At 63.9% G+C, this 15,857-nt stretch carries 13 protein-coding genes; 6 read left to right on the top strand and 7 right to left on the bottom strand.

Features of this window, described 5'->3' with window-relative positions; all coding sequences use genetic code 11:
- Positions 1–92 precede the first annotated feature (92 nt).
- The 3 genes from PPGU16_RS06140 to yoaA all read left to right on the top strand — a co-directional run bounded on the left by PPGU16_RS06140 (position 93) and on the right by yoaA (position 3,761).
- Positions 93–1,106 carry a colicin transporter gene (locus PPGU16_RS06140; protein ID WP_180722131.1) on the top strand — a complete coding sequence of 338 codons (1,014 nt, stop codon included), beginning with the start codon at positions 93–95 and terminating at the stop codon, positions 1,104–1,106.
- A gap of 102 nt (positions 1,107–1,208) precedes the next feature.
- Complete coding sequence (locus PPGU16_RS06145; protein ID WP_035990715.1) at positions 1,209–1,427, top strand: DUF465 domain-containing protein; 219 nt, start codon at positions 1,209–1,211, stop codon at positions 1,425–1,427.
- A gap of 69 nt (positions 1,428–1,496) precedes the next feature.
- The gene (yoaA, locus tag PPGU16_RS06150; RefSeq protein ID WP_180722132.1) at positions 1,497–3,761 is read left to right on the top strand and encodes a DNA repair helicase YoaA; all 2,265 of its coding nucleotides are present in this window, start codon (positions 1,497–1,499) and stop codon (positions 3,759–3,761) included.
- Positions 3,762–4,025: 264 nt separating this feature from the next.
- Here yoaA and PPGU16_RS43360 read toward each other — a convergent pair whose 3' ends face one another.
- The gene (locus PPGU16_RS43360) at positions 4,026–4,301 is read right to left on the bottom strand and encodes a hypothetical protein (protein WP_081767573.1); all 276 of its coding nucleotides are present in this window, start codon (positions 4,299–4,301) and stop codon (positions 4,026–4,028) included.
- Positions 4,302–4,532: 231 nt separating this feature from the next.
- Positions 4,533–5,780, bottom strand: coding sequence for a cupin domain-containing protein (locus PPGU16_RS06160; RefSeq protein WP_180722133.1), 1,248 nt, complete (start codon positions 5,778–5,780; stop codon positions 4,533–4,535).
- A 32-nt stretch (positions 5,781–5,812) separates the two neighbouring features.
- Between PPGU16_RS06160 and PPGU16_RS06165 the strand changes: the two genes are divergently transcribed.
- Entirely contained in the window at positions 5,813–6,364 is a 552-nt protein-coding gene (locus PPGU16_RS06165; RefSeq protein ID WP_180722134.1) for an FKBP-type peptidyl-prolyl cis-trans isomerase, read from the top strand.
- Between the two features lie 117 nt (positions 6,365–6,481).
- Here PPGU16_RS06165 and PPGU16_RS06170 read toward each other — a convergent pair whose 3' ends face one another.
- The 4 genes from PPGU16_RS06170 to PPGU16_RS06185 all read right to left on the bottom strand — a co-directional run bounded on the left by PPGU16_RS06170 (position 6,482) and on the right by PPGU16_RS06185 (position 12,724).
- Positions 6,482–7,708 (bottom strand): hypothetical protein, encoded by a 1,227-nt coding sequence (locus PPGU16_RS06170; protein ID WP_180722135.1) that lies wholly within the window; start codon positions 7,706–7,708, stop codon positions 6,482–6,484.
- On the bottom strand, positions 7,695–10,373 hold the full coding sequence (gene mutS / locus PPGU16_RS06175; RefSeq protein WP_180722136.1) for a DNA mismatch repair protein MutS: 2,679 nt from the start codon (positions 10,371–10,373) through the stop codon (positions 7,695–7,697). The genes PPGU16_RS06170 and mutS overlap by 14 nt, the downstream gene beginning before the upstream one ends.
- A 115-nt stretch (positions 10,374–10,488) precedes the next feature.
- The gene (lplT, locus tag PPGU16_RS06180) at positions 10,489–11,787 is read right to left on the bottom strand and encodes a lysophospholipid transporter LplT (RefSeq protein WP_180722137.1); all 1,299 of its coding nucleotides are present in this window, start codon (positions 11,785–11,787) and stop codon (positions 10,489–10,491) included.
- Between the two features lie 133 nt (positions 11,788–11,920).
- Positions 11,921–12,724, bottom strand: a complete 804-nt coding sequence (locus tag PPGU16_RS06185; protein ID WP_180722138.1) for an inositol monophosphatase family protein — start codon at positions 12,722–12,724, stop codon at positions 11,921–11,923.
- A gap of 269 nt (positions 12,725–12,993) precedes the next feature.
- Here PPGU16_RS06185 and PPGU16_RS06190 point away from each other — a divergent pair, with 269 nt between their 5' ends.
- Positions 12,994–13,908 (top strand): RNA methyltransferase, encoded by a 915-nt coding sequence (locus PPGU16_RS06190; RefSeq protein WP_224032094.1) that lies wholly within the window; start codon positions 12,994–12,996, stop codon positions 13,906–13,908.
- A gap of 240 nt (positions 13,909–14,148) precedes the next feature.
- Entirely contained in the window at positions 14,149–14,958 is an 810-nt protein-coding gene (gene cysE, locus PPGU16_RS06195) for a serine O-acetyltransferase (protein ID WP_180722140.1), read from the top strand.
- A gap of 48 nt (positions 14,959–15,006) precedes the next feature.
- Here cysE and PPGU16_RS06200 read toward each other — a convergent pair whose 3' ends face one another.
- The gene (locus tag PPGU16_RS06200; protein ID WP_180722141.1) at positions 15,007–15,807 is read right to left on the bottom strand and encodes a UDP-2,3-diacylglucosamine diphosphatase; all 801 of its coding nucleotides are present in this window, start codon (positions 15,805–15,807) and stop codon (positions 15,007–15,009) included.
- Positions 15,808–15,857: the final 50 nt, after the last annotated feature.

A 15,857-nucleotide genomic window follows, 5' to 3' on the forward strand; every position in this document is an offset into this window, starting at 1 on the left:
AAAAGGCGTCAAAGCTCGTGAAAGCTTGCTGAAGCGGGGCATTTTGCCATAAATGCCCGAGCGCTCAAGCGCGGGGTGATAGAATTTCAGGCATGTTCCGCTGCCCATCTACGACGTTGCCGACCTCACGCCTCACGTCCGGAAATCTGCCCGGATCTTCACGCCGATCTCCGCTCGCATCGCCCGTTTTCAGGCCAGAGTCCGCGTCCGTTGCCCTTTGGTTTGCCGGGGCCGTCCGTCGGTTCGCGCTCGCCGCGTCGCTCGCGTTCGTCGCCAGTGCGGCGCTCGCGCCCATGCTAGCCGATGCGCAGGAGAATGCCGCAGCGGCATCGTCGGCGGTTTCGACTTCGGATGCGGCTTCGGGCGTTTCGGCCGCGAATGATTTCGACGCGCGTCAAAAGACACTCGACACCCGCACGGCGGAGAACAACTACCGTTACGGCGTCGCGCAGCACAACTGTTATAGCAAGTTTTTCGTCAATCACTGCCTGAACTCGGCGCGTGAAGACATGCGCGTCGTTGCCGCCGACATTCGCAAGGAGCAACTTGCGCTCGACGACGAAAAGCGCGTCGAGCACGCGCGGCAACGCGACGAGCAGGCCGCCATCAAGCGCGCGCAGTACGAAGCAGACGCGCCCGCGCGCGCCGCCCAGGACGCGCGCAATGCGCAGGCGTACGACGACAAGCAGCGTCAGCATGAGTTGAGTCAGGCACAGCGCAATGCGGAAGCGCCGCAGCGCGCCGCGAATGAGCAGGCTTTCCAGCAGAAGCAGCAGCAGCACGCCATCGATCAGGCGCAGCGCGGTATTTCGCCTTCGCAAGCGGCCGCGAACCAGAAGGCCTACGATGCGAAGCAGGCCGACTTCCAGCGCAAGCTCGACGAGGCACACCAGCAGGCCGCTCAGAAGGCTCAGGAGCGCACCGAGAAGCAGCAGCGCTTCCAGCAGAAGCAGTCGGAAGCTGCGCAGCACAAGGCCGATGTCGAGGAGCGCCAGAAGGAAGCGGCCGCGAAAGCCAAACAGAAGCAGGAAGAGCAGGCGAAACAGCAACAGCAGCTCGAGCAGCAACAGAAGCAGCAACAACAGCAGCAACAACAGCAGCAGTGAGCATCAGTCAGCAATACCCGTAACGCGTTTCAGGCCGGACAGCAACCTCGAGCGGAGCGACCGCGCAGCGCGGCCTTCGCCATTTCGAAAGAGGAGGCGAGCATGCGCGACCACCATCGCGTCGTCAATTCGGACACACTGCGCGACCGCATTCTGCAACTGGAATCGGAGCATAGTGGGCTTGATCGGTTGATCGACAGGATGTCCGAGGAACCCGGCATCGACGACCTCGAGATTCAGCGCCTGAAAAAGCGCAAGCTCAAGGTCAAGGACACCATCATCTTGCTGCAATTGCAGCTCGAACCGGAAGCACGCAACTGACGGAGCGGCCAGGCAGGCGCCGGCCCCGTTCAGCATGTGGCGCGCCGGACTTTGCAGGAATCGCTTGCCTTGAATTCATCGCTTCAACCTTCTTCCCGGACAGCGTCGGCGGGCGCGACGGACGCCGCTGCAACGGGTGCCGACGAGCACGCGGCGAAGCCCGCATCGGGCGGCGGCGCGCTGGCCGCGTCGCTGAGTCACAAGCGATCGTCCGAACTCGCCGATATCTTCGCCGCCGACGGGCTGCTTGCGCGCCAGATCGACGGCTACCGGCCGCGTGCGTCGCAGATCGAGATGGCGCGCGCTGTGGCCGCTGCGATGGAAGCATCGGGCCGCGCGATGCCGGAGCCCGCGATGTTCGAGGCGCAGAAGCGTCCCGCGCGGCGTTTGCAGCAATCGGCATCGGCGGCGCAGTCCGCACCTGAGGGCGCAGCGGCCGCTGACGGCAATGCCGATGGCGGCGAGAACACGCTGATCGTCGAGGCGGGGACGGGCACGGGCAAGACCTATGCGTATCTCGTGCCGGCGATGCTGTGGGGCGGCAAGGTGGTCGTCTCGACGGGCACCAAGCACTTGCAGGACCAGCTCTTTCAGCGTGACATTCCGACCGTGCGCGACGCGCTCGCAGTGCCTGTGTCCGTGGCGATGCTCAAGGGCCGCGCGAACTACCTGTGCCACTACTATCTGCAACGCACGGCCGACAATGGCCGCCTGCCGTCGCGGCAGGAAACGTCGTATTTGCAGGACATCATCCGTTTCGCGAAGATCACGCGCACGGGCGACAAGGCCGAGCTTGCGAGCGTGCCGGAGACGGCGGCCGTGTGGTCGATGGTGACGTCGACGCGCGATAACTGCCTCGGGCAGGAATGTCCGCACTACAAGGACTGCTTCGTGATGCAGGCGCGCCGCGAGGCGCAGCAGGCCGATATCGTGGTGGTGAATCACCATCTGTTCTTCGCCGACATCATGCTGCGCGATACGGGCATGGCCGAACTGCTGCCGACGGCGAACACGGTGATCTTCGACGAAGCGCATCAATTGCCCGAAACCGCGACGCTGTTCTTCGGCGAAACGCTGTCGACCACGCAGTTCCTCGAACTCGCGCGCGACTCGGTTGCAGAGGGCCTCGGTCACGCACGCGATGCCGTCGACTGGGTGAAGCTCGGCGCAGCGCTCGAACGCTCGGCGCGCGACGTGCGGCTCGCATTCAAGGAGGATTCGGTGCGGCTGTCCATTGGCCAGTTGCCCGACGATCATCCGTTGTTCCCGGCGCTCGAAGCCGTCGAAACCGAACTCGATGCGCTTGCGAGCGCGCTCGCTGGACAGTCGGAGCGCGCCGAGTCGCTGGCTGCGCTGGTGCGCCGCGCGCGCGAGTTGCAGGACGTGCTGTCGGGCTGGACCACGCCGCCCACTGAAGCCGAACGCGACGCGGCAAGCGACACCGCGAAGGCCGCGGAGAAAAGCGATCCGAACGAGAAGGTCCGCTGGATCGAAGTGTTCTCGCACACCGTGCAGCTGCATGAGACACCGCTGTCCGTCGCGCCCATTTTCGCGAAGCAGCGTGCGGGCGTGCCGCGCGCGTGGGTGTTCACATCGGCGACGTTGTCGGTGCGCGGCGACTTCGCGCACTATGCGGCGCAGATGGGGCTCAACTCGCGTCGCTCGATGACGCTGCCCAGTCCATTCGATTACGGCACGCAGGGCCTGCTCTACGTGCCGCGCGGTTTGCCGCAGCCGTCGTCGCCGACGTTCACCGACGCCGTATTCGATGCCGCGCTGCCTGCGATCGAAGCATCGGGTGGCGGCGTGTTCATGCTGTGCACGACGCTGCGCGCTGTCGATCGCATCGCGACGAAGCTGCGCGACGTGATCGAGTCGCGCGGCTGGAACATGCCGTTGCTGGTGCAGGGCGACGCGAGCCGTACCGAATTGCTCGACCGCTTCCGTTCTTATGGCAATGCGATTCTCGTCGGTAGCCAGAGCTTCTGGGAAGGCGTCGATGTGCGCGGCGATGCGCTGTCGCTCGTTGTCATCGACAAGCTGCCGTTCGCGCCGCCTGACGACCCCGTGCTGTCCGCGCGGCTCGACGCGCTGACGAAGAAGGGTTTGAGTCCGTTTGCCGTGCATCAATTGCCCCAGGCCGTCATTACGCTGAAGCAGGGCGCAGGGCGTCTGATCCGCTCTGAGACCGATCGCGGCGTGCTGATGATCTGCGACACGCGGCTCGTCGACAAACCGTATGGGCGCCGGATATGGCAGAGCCTGCCGCCCTTCAAGCGCACGCGCGAAATCGATGTCGTGCGCGAGTTCTTCGAAGAGAAGGCGCAAGCCTGAAATGAGGGGCTCGTTGCATCGAAACACAATGTTGCGGATGCAACGGGCAAATCATTGCGTTTAAAGCGAGGAATGTTTGACGCGGATTAAATACACGAAAAGCTGAAAAAGCAGTGATTACATGCGAGCCGAATAATCACGATTAAATGCGACGCATAAAACAAAACGCCACGAGTTGAACTCGTGGCGTTTTGTTTTTGCCCGGGAAGCCCTCGGACTTCCCGTTGCAGGTTTCGCCCTGAGGGGCGACCCCTGTGCTACAGCTTACTGGCTTGCGCCCGAAGCCGGAGCAGCTGCCGACGCAGCAGCGTCCGAAGCAGCAGCGCCTGCATCCGAAGCAGCAGCCGTAGCCGAAGCAGCAGCATCGCTCGCAGCAGCAGCAGCGCCCGAAGCGGCAGCAGCCGAATCCGAAGCAGCAGCAGCCGGTGCCGAAGCGGCAGCAGCGTCGCTAGCCGGGGCAGCTGCCTGGTCGCTGCTCTTGTTGCATGCAGCCAGTGCCACAGCTGCCAACAGGGATGCTACGAGGAGGGATTTCTTCATGATCACGTCCTTTTATGGTTAAAGGTAAGCAACAGCGCAAAATAATACCGGTAATGTGCTCCAACACCGACCTGGGCCGCTGGTGGAGACCGCACTTCATGAGCGTGAATCTTCCCTACGGCTTGGGCGGAAATTATATGCACTTTCGTATCGACCGTCGACAAATCCGGGGCCAATACGTTGTCTTTCTCAGACAATTTTTCGCTATACGGTATGACAGCGGAGCGAATCTTATCTCAGTTCACCCATCTGTATCCAGCCCGCACGATACCACTCGTGAAGTAGTGCTGTCACCGACGATTGCCCCGAGAGTGTTACAAAGCGTTTCGCACTCAGATAGCGGTTGTCGGCGAGTTCAATCACCGCGCTTTTCACGCCCGATAGCCGGCTTTCTTCTCCATTCAGGTAGTAAGCACGACTGTCGTAAAGCAGCACAGTCTTGCGATCCAGACGCACACCTTCCTTGCTTGCGCGCTTGATGAAACGCGCTTCATCGAGCGGTCGCCCGGGTGGATCGAACACGACGCTTGGCTTCGGTTCGCTCAGATAGGTGCCTAAGAATGACGACACGTCCTTCTCGTTCCAGTCGATCTTAGCAAGGATCGCGCCCACCCGGTCGACGAGCGCGGCAGGCAGTTCCGCCGGCTTCGCGACGGCCGGCTGTTGCGGGTCGCGATACAGCGCGGCGCCGTCCAGCGAGCCGGCCGCTTCGCCGCGCTCTGCAAGGTAATACAGGAACTGCGCGGCGAGCTCGGCCGTCGACGGCGCGCGAAAACCGATCGAGCACGTCATGCATTCGCCTTCCGCCACGCCGTCGTGGGCGATGTGCGGCGGCAGGTAAAGCATGTCGCCCGGCTCCAGTAGCCATTCCTCTTCCGGCTCGAAGCGTTGTAGAACTTTCAACGGCAGGCCGGGTTGCAACGACAGATCGCGTTGCGCGCCGATACGCCAGCGACGCTTGCCGTGAACCTGCAACAGGAAGACATCGTAAGAGTCGAAATGAGGACCGACGCCGCCGCCGTCCGTCGCGTACGAGATCATCAGATCGTCGAGACGCGCGTCGGGCACGAAGCGAAAGCGGTCAAGTAATGCGCGCGCGCGGTCGTTATGCAGATCGGCGCCCTGAACGAGCAGCGTCCACGCGCGCTGTTTGACGGAGGGCAGTTCGTCTGCAGCAAACGGACCATGTTCGAGCTGCCATTTGTTGCGGAAGTGCGTGATGAGGCGCGACTCGACTTCGTCCTGATCGGCCAGCTCGAATAGTTCGTCGCGCGAAAGCGGCGCGGCGATATCCGGGATCGCCTGACGGATCAGCAAGGGCTTTTTCTGCCAGTAGCGCCGCATGAATTGCGACGGCGTCAGATTGCCCAGCAACGACGCAGGCTGATCGGGCGCAGGCGCGGAAGAGGCGGTGACGGAAGTCGAAGAGGAACGCGCTGAAGCTTTGCCAGCGGTGTAGTCAGAGGGCCGCACGGGCATCGTATAATGTGAGTCGTAATCTGGAGAATCGAATGAAAATCGCAAAGAACACCGTCGTATCGGTCACTTACAAACTGTCGGATGCGCAAGACAATCTGATTGAGGAAAGCGACGAGCCGATGGTTTATCTGCACGGCGGCTATGATGGCACGTTCCCCAAGATCGAGGAAGAGCTTGACGGCCATGAGCCCGGCTTCGAGACCCAGATCCAGCTGGAACCGGGCGACGCGTTCGGCGAATACGATCCTGAACTCGTGAAGATCGAACCGCGCAGCCGTTTCCCCGAGCCGCTCGAAGTCGGCATGCAGTTCGAAGGCACGCCGGAAGAGGGCGACGAAGACCTGGATTCGCTCATCTACACGGTCACCGATGTCGCTGAAGACAAAGTCGTGCTCGACGGTAATCATCCGCTCGCGGGCATGGCGCTGCGTTTCAGCCTGACCGTGAAGGACGTGCGCGAAGCGACGGAAGACGAAATCCAGCACGAGCATGCACATGGCGCGAGCGGCCTCGAAATCGTCGACGAAGACGATGACGAGGATGACGCCGACGACGCCGAACCGTCACGGCCGACGCTGCACTGAACCGGCAAGGTTTCACGCCATGGTAGTGGGCGGAGGATCGAGTAGTTTCCGAAGCGGGCGCGTAAGCGCCCGTTGTCGCATCTGGGGCTGCGTAGCGCGGCAGGCGACGGCGTTACTCTAATCCGGCGGCGACGTGCGCGACGGTTCAGGCAGGATCGGCGGCAACTCCGAAGCAGGCGCGGAATCCGGCACGGCGGGCATCGACGGCGGCATCGGCGGCACGGCGTTATCGTTGTGCGACGGCATGATGGGCGCGGGCGGTAACGGCAGATTCTTCGGCACGTCCCGCACGGTCACGCGAAACGGCGGCCGCTTCTCCAGGTCGACTTCGACCTGTATCCACTGGTTCTGCGGGCTACGCGGCGCGAATGCGATGCGCGTCAGATTGGTCACCAGATCGCCTTTGTCGTTGCGCAGCGGCTGGTCGATCATGAAGCCCGTATGCGATCTGTCGTCGTCCTGATGAATCACGACGACCGGACCGCGAAACGTCTCCGCCAGTTTTACGAGACTGCGCTTGAACTCCATGAAGCCATCGCGCTTCGAACGATGCCCGAAGCGCAGCCACGCGAAGCGCTCAGGGCGCTCGTAACGCTCGGGATCGAAGTCGCCCTGAACCAGCACGACGATCGCGCGCGCGCCACGGCGTTTCGCATACTCGGCGGCGTGATCGAGCCAGAATGCATTCGCGATCACGCGGTCTTCGAACTCGCCATTACGGCCGCCCGCATACAGAAAATGATTGTTCGGGCCCGGCACATTCAGGCCGACGAACACAGTATTGCCGACCAACCAGCGCACATTCTCCCGATACGGCCGAAACCGCGACACCTCGCTTTCTCGCGCGAGCGGAATCGGATTTTGTCCCATTGACGACGCATCGGCGAACAGCGTCTGCCGCAGCAGATCGAGACGCTCGACGGGATCGTAGCTGCCTGCGTCGGCTGTGCCGCAATCGGTCCAGTCGTGCTGGCCGGGGATGAAGACGAGCGGGGGCTTCGAGGTTTCGAGCAGCGTATGGCGTGTCTCGAACAGCGAATCGCGGCAGGCTTCCTTGCTGCTTTTCAGATTGCCGTCGTAGACGACGAACGACACGTCGGGATCGCGCCCGATCGCGTCGAGCAGCCGCTGCGTGAGGGCTTCGTCGGCGGGACTTTGCAGTGTGCTACCGATGACCGCGAACGCGTATTGTGGCGCCGATTCTTTTGCGAGCGACACGCGGGCCGATGTCGCCAGCGACAGCGCGGCCACATACGCAACCGTCAGCGCGATAGCCTGCGCTGCGCCGCGCGAACGGCGGCGAAGCGGCGGCGCTTGACGATCGCGCGCGTCAGTGTTGCGCATCTGGCGACTTGGCCAGTTCATGCAGTTCGAACAGCAGGTCGAGCGCGTCGCGCGGACGAAGATCGTTCGGATCGATCTCGCGCAGACGATCGACGAGCGCCTGCGTGGCGGGATCGGTTACCGGCGCGGTGGGTTCGTCGTCCGCGTCTTCGAGCATCGCAACGGGCGCCGCGAACAGATCGAGTTGCGGCGCGGGTTGCGCGGCCGACTGCTGCTCCAGATAGGCAAGATGCTTGCGCGCGGCGCGAATCACCGCGTTCGGCACGCCCGCCAGTTGCGCGACCTGCAGGCCATAGCTCTGGTTCGCGGGACCTTCATTGACGGCATGCAGGAACACGATGCCGTGTCCATGCTCGACCGCCGACAGATGCACGTTCGCCGCATGCGGGAACTCGGCGGGCAATTGCGTCAGTTCGAAGTAGTGCGTTGCGAACAGCGTATGGCAGTTGTTGTGCGCAAGCAGATGCCGCGCGATGGCCCACGCGAGCGCGAGGCCGTCGAATGTCGATGTGCCGCGGCCGATCTCGTCCATCAAAACGAGGCTTTGCGGCGTCGCGTCGTTCAGGATCGCGGCAGCTTCCGTCATTTCGACCATGAAGGTCGAGCGGCCGCCTGCCAGATCGTCGGCGGCACCGATGCGCGTAAAAATACGGTCGATCGGGCCGAACGATGCGCGCCGCGCGGGCACATAGCTGCCCACATACGCCAGCAACGCGATCAGTGCCGTCTGACGCATGAAGGTCGACTTACCGCCCATGTTCGGGCCGGTGATCAGCAGCAGCTTGCGTTCGGGATTGAGCACGCAGTCGTTCGCGATGAACTGCTCGACCTGCGCTTCGACCACCGGGTGGCGGCCCTGTTCGATATCGATGCCGCCCGTCGGCGTGAAGCTCGGCGCAACCCAGTCGAGCGCGCGGGCGCGCTCGGCGAACGCGGCGAGCAGATCGAGCTCGGCGAGTGCCAACGCAACGCGCTGGCAATCGGCGATGAACGGCAGCAGCGATTGCAGCAGCGCGTCATACAACGCTTTCTCGCGCGAGAGCGCGCGTTCCTGCGCGGACAGCGCCTTGTCCTCGAACGTCTTCAGCTCGGGCGTGATGTAGCGCTCGGCGTTCTTCAGCGTCTGACGGCGGCGATAGTCGTCGGGCACCTTGTCCGTCTGGCCGCGCGTCACTTCGATATAGAAGCCGTGCACCTTGTTGTATTCGACGCGCAGATTGCCGATGCCCGTTCGCGCGCGTTCGCGCGTTTCGAGATCGATCAGGAACTGTCCGCAGTTCTCCGAAATATCTCGTAGTTCATCGAGTTCCGCGTCATAGCCGCGCGCGATCACGCCGCCGTCGCGGACCATCGCGGCGGGTTCCTGCGCGACGGCGCGCTTCAACAGGTCGACGCAGTCGGCGGGCGGCACCAGCGCCGTATCGATGCGCGCGAGCGAATCCGCGGCCGTCGTCACGGCGGCAAGTTGCGCGCGCAGTTCGGGCAATGCAATGAACGTGTCGCGCAGGCTCGACAGATCGCGTGGGCGCGCCGATAACAACGCCAGCCGCCCGGTGATCCGTTCGATATCCGAGATCTGCCGCAGCGCGCTGCGCAGTCCGTCGAGGCTCGCTTGCGGCGGCGCGTCGAGCAGTGCGCCGATCGCCTGCTGGCGAGCCTGCGCGAACGACGCATCGCGCGGCGGATGATGCAGCCAATGACGCAGCAGACGGCTGCCCATGGTCGTGCAGCAGGTGTCGAGCAGCGAGCAGAGCGTGGGTGAGTCGGTGCCGCGCAGCGTTTCCGTCAGTTCGAGATTGCGGCGCGTGGACGGATCAAGACCGATGTACTCCGATTCGTATTCGACTTTCAGACTGCGCACATGGCGTAACTGCTGGCCCTGGGTCGCCGCCGCGTACAACAGCAGCGCGCCCGCCGCGCCGCATGCGCACGAAAGCGAATGCGCGCCGAAGCCATCCAGGCCCGCCACTTCCAGTTGATCGCACAGCCGCTGCGTGCCCGAGGCGACGTCGAAGTGCCAGACGGGCACCCGCGTGGTCGCGCCGAAGCCGGTGGGCACTGTCCATGCGTTTGCATCGTTCGACGACGGCGCGTCGGCAACGAGAATCTCAGCAGGGCGGATGCGCTCGAGCACGGCCGCGACCTGATCGGGCGCGACTTCCGCGAGGCGCAACGCGCCGCTCGCCAGATTGAGCCATGCGAGGCCAATCGTGGTCACGACGCCGCGCCGGTTGTGTCCCGCGCACACGGCGAGCAGATAGGTGTCGTTCTTGTCGGACAGCAGTGCGGCATCGGTCAGCGTGCCAGGCGTCACCACGCGCACGACCTTGCGTTCGACGGGGCCCTTCGACGTCGCGGGATCGCCGATCTGCTCGCAGATCGCGACCGACTCGCCAAGCTTGACGAGCTTCGCCAGATATTGCTCGACGGCGTGATGCGGCACGCCCGCCATCTTGATCGGATTGCCACCCGACGCGCCGCGCTGCGTGAGCGTCAGATCGAGCAGGCGCGCGGCCTTTTCGGCGTCGTCGAAGAACAGTTCATAGAAGTCGCCCATCCGGTAGAACACGAGCGTGCCCGGATGCTCCCCTTTAATGCGCAGATACTGCTGCATCATGGGTGTGTGTTGCGCGTTGTCGCTTGCGGCTGCGGTTTGAGTGCCCATCCTCGTGTCTTTCTTGCGTGACTGTTCAGGGCGTGAGTTTAACCCGCCGACGCGCCGAGCGAACCTGGCCGGATGGCCAGGTTGCTGTCGCCGTGCCGACACGCGTACGCTTTGGTCACTCCTCGATGAGCGCGCGCATGTCGACCTTGTGCGCATTCGCTGCGCTGCGACGCTGCGCAAGCCACATCATGCCCGTGATGGATACGCCGAACACGGTGATGATCCACTGCACGGGCATCTTCGCCGTCAGCAGGATTGCGTACGCGCCGAGCATCAGCAGCACGGCGAGGTTCTGGTTGAAGTTCTGCACGGCGATCGAGTGGCCGGCGGTGAGCAGCGTCGCGCCGCGGTGCTGGAGAATTGCGTTCATCGGCACGATGAAGAAACCTGAAAGCGCGCCGAGCAGCACCATCAACGGATACGCGAAGATGATGTAAGCGGGCGCAAACAGTTCGCCGACGCGCAGGCCCGCGCCGGGCGGAAACAGGTTCTTGTTGTAGAAGGCCATCGCGACGGTCACGGCGCCCATGATCAGGCCAACGGGCAACACCTTGAGCGACGCGCGCAGCGGAATCCACGCCGCGGCGGCTGCGGCGCCGACGGCGATGCCGAGACCCGCCACGCCCTGCATGACGGCTGCTTTCGACAGCGACAGCCCGAGGTTCGCATCGGCCCATTTGAGCACCAGCAGTTGCAGCGTGACCGCGCCGCCCCATAGCAGCGTCGTAACCCACAGCGCGATTTGCGCGAGACGGTCGGCCCACAGCACGTTGAAGCAGCGCACGAACTCGCCGACCAGTTCGCCCGGCTCCTTCAACCGGTTCGGATAGCGCGCGCCCGTATCGGGAATGCCGACGTTGAGTGCCGCCGCGATCGCGTACGTGATCATCACGGCGAGCATCGCGAGGTCGGCGGCGGAGTGGATCAGCGGCCAGTGCATGTGCTGCACCAGATGCGACGCATAGGTGCTGATCAGCGCGCCGCCGAGCATCGTGCCGACGATGGTCGACAGCACGGTCGCCGATTCGAGCCACGCGTTCGCGGCGACGAGCCGGTCGGCGGGCAGCAGTTCGGTGAGAATGCCGTACTTCGCGGGCGAGTATGCGGCCGCGCCGAAGCCGACCACGCCGTAAGCGATCATCGGATGCACGCCGCCGATCATCAGCAGGCAGCCGCACGCCTTCAGCGCGTTCGAGACGAACATCACGTGGCGCTTTTGCAGCGCGTCGGCGAATGCGCCGACGAACGGCGCGAGCAGTACGTAGGAAATCGTGAAGAAGATCTGCAGCAGCGGCGTGATCCACGCGGGCGAGCGGATCTCGGTGAGCAGCGCAATGGCCGCGATCAGCAGCGCGTTATCGGCAAGCGACGACACGAACTGTGCCGCGATAATCGTGTAGAAACCTTTCTTCATGGTCCCGATTGGAACACAGCGCCCGTAATTTTGCCGTGGATGCGCATGTCCCGTTCAGGTGCGCGACGCATCGCGAGTCACGAGCCCAAAAAGAAAAAAGCGGCCGAGGCCGCTTTCAAACGCACGCAGCGTCTTAGGCTGCTTGCTCTTTCGTCTTGGTGTAACGCGACAGAATCGGAATCATCTGCGCATACACCTTCGGGTTGCCGGCGACGATCTCATGCAGGTGCAGGAAGTCCGAGTCGCCCGTGTAGTTGCCGACCAGGCCGCCCGCTTCCGTGACGAGCAGGCTGCCTGCCGCCATGTCCCACGCGCTGATGCCTTGCTCGAAGAAGCCGTCGAGGCGTCCCGCCGCGACGTTCGCCAGATCGAGCGCCGCCGCGCCCGGACGGCGCAGGCCCGCGCACGCCTTCGTCATGTCGGCGAAGAGCTGCGTGTAGGCTTCGAGCGTGTCTTTTTCACGGAACGGGAAGCCCGTGCCGATCAGGCTGTCGGCGAGCCGGTCGCGGCGGCCGACGCGGATGCGCCGGTCGTTCAGATACGCGCCGCGGCCGCGCGAGGCCGTGAACAGGTCGTTGCGCGTCGGGTCGTAGACGACCGCCTGCGTGACGATGCCCTTGTGCGCGAGCGCGATCGACACGCAGTAATACTGGAAGCCGTGGATGAAGTTCGTGGTGCCGTCGAGGGGATCGATGATCCACTGGAATTCGGACTCGTTGCCCGATTCGCCGGATTCTTCGGCGAGGATCGCGTGATCGGGGTAGGCGGTGGTCAGCGTTTCGATGATGGCCGCTTCGGACGCCTTGTCGACCTCCGTGACGAAATCGTTGTGCTGCTTCTTGCTGACCTGCACGAGGTCGAGATCGAGCGACGCGCGGTTGATGATCTGCCCGGCGCGGCGAGCGGCCTTGACAGCGATATTGAGCATGGGATGCATGAGTCTGGATCCTTGTGCCGGACGCGCACGGCGGCTGCCCGGTGTTGAGCTGAAAATAAGCTGTTAATCATGCGAAACGGGCGCCCGGCACGACTGAGTCGAAATCTGGCAGCACATTCCGTCGACGGAGACAAATTGAAGAAGAGCGGTGCGCCGTGTCCGATGTTCCTCGTGAGAGGCAATGTGGCACGGCGCGAGTATCAGGATTTTACCTGAGTCTCGTCCTTTCGAGGCGGTTCGGGCCGACCCGCGCGCCGGCAAACGGGCCTATGACGGTCGCCCGGTGCAGCATCGGCCGATCGGCAGATGGAAAGAGGCAGCGCGTTGGGGCTACCATTACTGTTTCCTTGTCTCCAAAGCTCATCGTGGTTCAAACGCCTGCTTCGCCTTCCTCCAGCATCGCTTCCGACAACTCCGGCATCGGCGGCGGCTTCACGTCGACGCGTTTCGTGCTCGTCGAGCCAAGTCATCCCGGCAACGTCGGCGCGGCGGCGCGCGCGTTGAAAACCATGGGTTTTTCCCGGCTCGTGCTGGTGTCGCCCCGCGTCGCGGACGTGAAAAACGACCCCGAGGCGATTGCGATGGCGAGCGGCGCGGACGACGTGCTCGCGTCCGCCCATGTCGTGCCGACGCTTGCCGATGCGCTGTCGGGCGCGCACTGGTCGCTGGCGCTGACGGCGCGCGCCCGCGAGTACGGGCCGCCGCAGCTCGCGCCGCGCGTGGCCGCGACACAGGCGCGCGAGCATGCCGTGCATGGCGATATCGCGCTCGTGTTCGGCAACGAACGCACCGGGTTGTCGAACGAGGACGTCGAGCGGTGCAGCGCGCTCGCGCATATTCCGGCCAATCCCGCGTACAGCTCGTTGAATCTGTCGCAGGCGATCCAGGTGCTGTCGTACGAGTTGCGAATGGCCTACCTCGTCGACAGCGACGGGGCGGAGCCGGGAGCGGGCGGCGCGGGCACGCTCGCCGCGAGCGACGAAATCGAGCGCATGTACGTGCATCTCGAAAACGCGCTGATCGCACTCGACTTTCTGGATCCCGGCAACCCGAAAAAGCTGATGTCGCGCTTGCGGCGGCTGTTCGCACGCTCGGGCCTGGAGCGTGAAGAGGTCAATATCGTGCGCGGAATCGCGAAGCACATTCTGCTGAAATCGAAAGGGCGCGACGGCGACGAGCGTTGAGCGGCGTGCATTTCGCGTGAGCCGTAGCCGTGTGCGCTGCTCAAACCTTGTCGTCCGCGTGGGCTTCCGGCAGGTTTTGCGCATTCGCCCTACAATGGCCCGAAACGTCATAAGCAAAGCTCGCCAGCTGCAATGCGCATGCGTGCGGATGTCACAGCGCACGCAAACGTGCAAGCGCCGGCAGTCCGCTCCCCGCGCCAATGCGCGGCGGCGATCCATCCCTACGACAGCCTCATTGCCATGTTCACGAGACTCCGCGAAGACATCGCCACGATCCGCGAGCGCGATCCCGCCGCCCGCAGCGCCTGGGAAGTCCTCACGTGTTACCCGGGCTTGCACGCGCTGATCTTCCATCGCTTCGCGCATGCCTGCTGGCGCGCGAACCGTCGCTGGATTGCGCGCTTCGCGTCGCAGTTCGGCCGTTTCATGACGGGCATCGAGATTCACCCGGGTGCGACGATCGGGCGGCGCGTATTCATCGATCACGGCATGGGCGTCGTGATCGGCGAAACAGCTGAAATCGGCGACGACTGCACGATCTATCAGGGCGTCACGCTCGGCGGCACGTCGCTCACGCGCGGCGCGAAACGCCATCCGACACTGGAGCGTGGCGTGATCGTCGGTGCGGGCGCGAAGGTGCTGGGTGGCTTCACGATCGGCGCGGATGCGAAGATTGGCTCGAACGCAGTCGTCGTGAAGCCGGTGCCGGCGGGCGGCACGGCCGTCGGCAATCCGGCGCGCGTGATCATGCCGGCGACGGCATCGGTGCCGGCGGCTTCCGCGCCGGCGGGCGTCGATGGCAAGACGACGGCACGACCGGGCTTCTGCGCGTACGGCATCACGCCGAATGCCGACGATCCCGTCTCGCTTGCCATTCACGGGCTGGTCAATCACGCGTCGACGCAATCGCAGCGCATCGACGAAGTGGTCGCGGCGCTCGAACGGCTTGGCGCGAGCCTCGAAGCGCTGCATGGCGCGGATGCGGCGTTGCTGGATCTGCGACGCCTGTCGGCGCAAATCGAAGGGAAGGTCGAGGTGACGGCGCGCTGAACTGCGCCAAGCTGAAGGGCGCGCGGAAAGGGAAAAGGGTGAAAACGACTACTTGTCCAGCCGCAGCGCCTTGATCCCTTCGGAATCGATGCGCACATAACCGCCGCGGCGCTCGCCGTGGTCGAGATCCCAATCGGGCAGCACCCAGCGCATGCCGCCTTTCTCATGATGCAGCGCCGGCCTGTGGGTATGGCCGTGAATGATGGTGGCTGTCTTCGTCTTCTTGAAGAGTGCAGCAATGCCTTCCGACGTCACGTCGTAGCGCGGCGAGACAGGGCGCTGACGTCCCGCTTCGCTCGATCTGCGCATTTTCTCCGCCAGCGCCTTACGCCAGCGATACGGCCACACCAGAAACAGCCACTGCGCAAGATGGTTGCGCGCGAAGCCACGAAAGCGCTGATATTTGCGGTCCGACGTGCATTGCGCGTCGCCATGCGTGAGCGCGATTTTTGTCCCGAACGCGGTGATGACGAACGGATCGGGCAGCCATATCGCGCCCGCCGCTTTCATGAAGCGCTTGCCCAGCAGGAAGTCGCGGTTGCCGTGCATGATGTAGAGCGCGATGCCTCGCTCCGAGAGCGTGTGCATCAGCGCGGCCATGCGGGCGGGGAAGGGCTCGGCGAGCATGTCGTCGCCGATCCAGTATTCGAACAGGTCGCCGAGAATGAAAACGGAATCCGCATGCTCGGCCGTCACGCGGATGAAATGCTCGAACGCGGCGACCGTCTGTGGGATCGCCTCGCTCAGATGCAGGTCAGCGATAAAGAAAAACGGGCGCGCCGCGTGCGGGCGTTTGCCCTCGCCAGGCACGCCCGCAGCGACGCTTCGCAGCGGCGTCTCTTGCAGCATGGAAGTGTGCTTCTCTAGTTGCTCAGCGCTTCTTAAAGAATAGGCTGTTC

This window comes from Paraburkholderia largidicola, from assembly GCF_013426895.1.
Taxonomy (GTDB): Bacteria; Pseudomonadota; Gammaproteobacteria; order Burkholderiales; family Burkholderiaceae; genus Paraburkholderia; species Paraburkholderia largidicola.

Excerpts from the sequence above, each read along its gene's own strand:
- PPGU16_RS06140 (WP_180722131.1), top strand. The coding sequence starts at position 93 with ATGTTCCGCTGCCCATCTACGACGTTGCCGACCTCACGCCTCACGTCC.
- PPGU16_RS06145 (WP_035990715.1), top strand. The coding sequence starts at position 1,209 with ATGCGCGACCACCATCGCGTCGTCAATTCGGACACACTGCGCGACCGC.
- PPGU16_RS43360 (WP_081767573.1), bottom strand. The coding sequence starts at position 4,301 with ATGAAGAAATCCCTCCTCGTAGCATCCCTGTTGGCAGCTGTGGCACTG.
- PPGU16_RS06160 (WP_180722133.1), bottom strand. The coding sequence starts at position 5,780 with ATGCCCGTGCGGCCCTCTGACTACACCGCTGGCAAAGCTTCAGCGCGT.
- PPGU16_RS06165 (WP_180722134.1), top strand. The coding sequence starts at position 5,813 with ATGAAAATCGCAAAGAACACCGTCGTATCGGTCACTTACAAACTGTCG.
- PPGU16_RS06170 (WP_180722135.1), bottom strand. The coding sequence starts at position 7,708 with ATGCGCAACACTGACGCGCGCGATCGTCAAGCGCCGCCGCTTCGCCGC.
- mutS (WP_180722136.1), bottom strand. The coding sequence starts at position 10,373 with ATGGGCACTCAAACCGCAGCCGCAAGCGACAACGCGCAACACACACCC.
- lplT (WP_180722137.1), bottom strand. The coding sequence starts at position 11,787 with ATGAAGAAAGGTTTCTACACGATTATCGCGGCACAGTTCGTGTCGTCG.
- PPGU16_RS06185 (WP_180722138.1), bottom strand. The coding sequence starts at position 12,724 with ATGCATCCCATGCTCAATATCGCTGTCAAGGCCGCTCGCCGCGCCGGG.
- PPGU16_RS06190 (WP_224032094.1), top strand. The coding sequence starts at position 12,994 with ATGACGGTCGCCCGGTGCAGCATCGGCCGATCGGCAGATGGAAAGAGG.
- cysE (WP_180722140.1), top strand. The coding sequence starts at position 14,149 with ATGTTCACGAGACTCCGCGAAGACATCGCCACGATCCGCGAGCGCGAT.
- PPGU16_RS06200 (WP_180722141.1), bottom strand. The coding sequence starts at position 15,807 with ATGCTGCAAGAGACGCCGCTGCGAAGCGTCGCTGCGGGCGTGCCTGGC.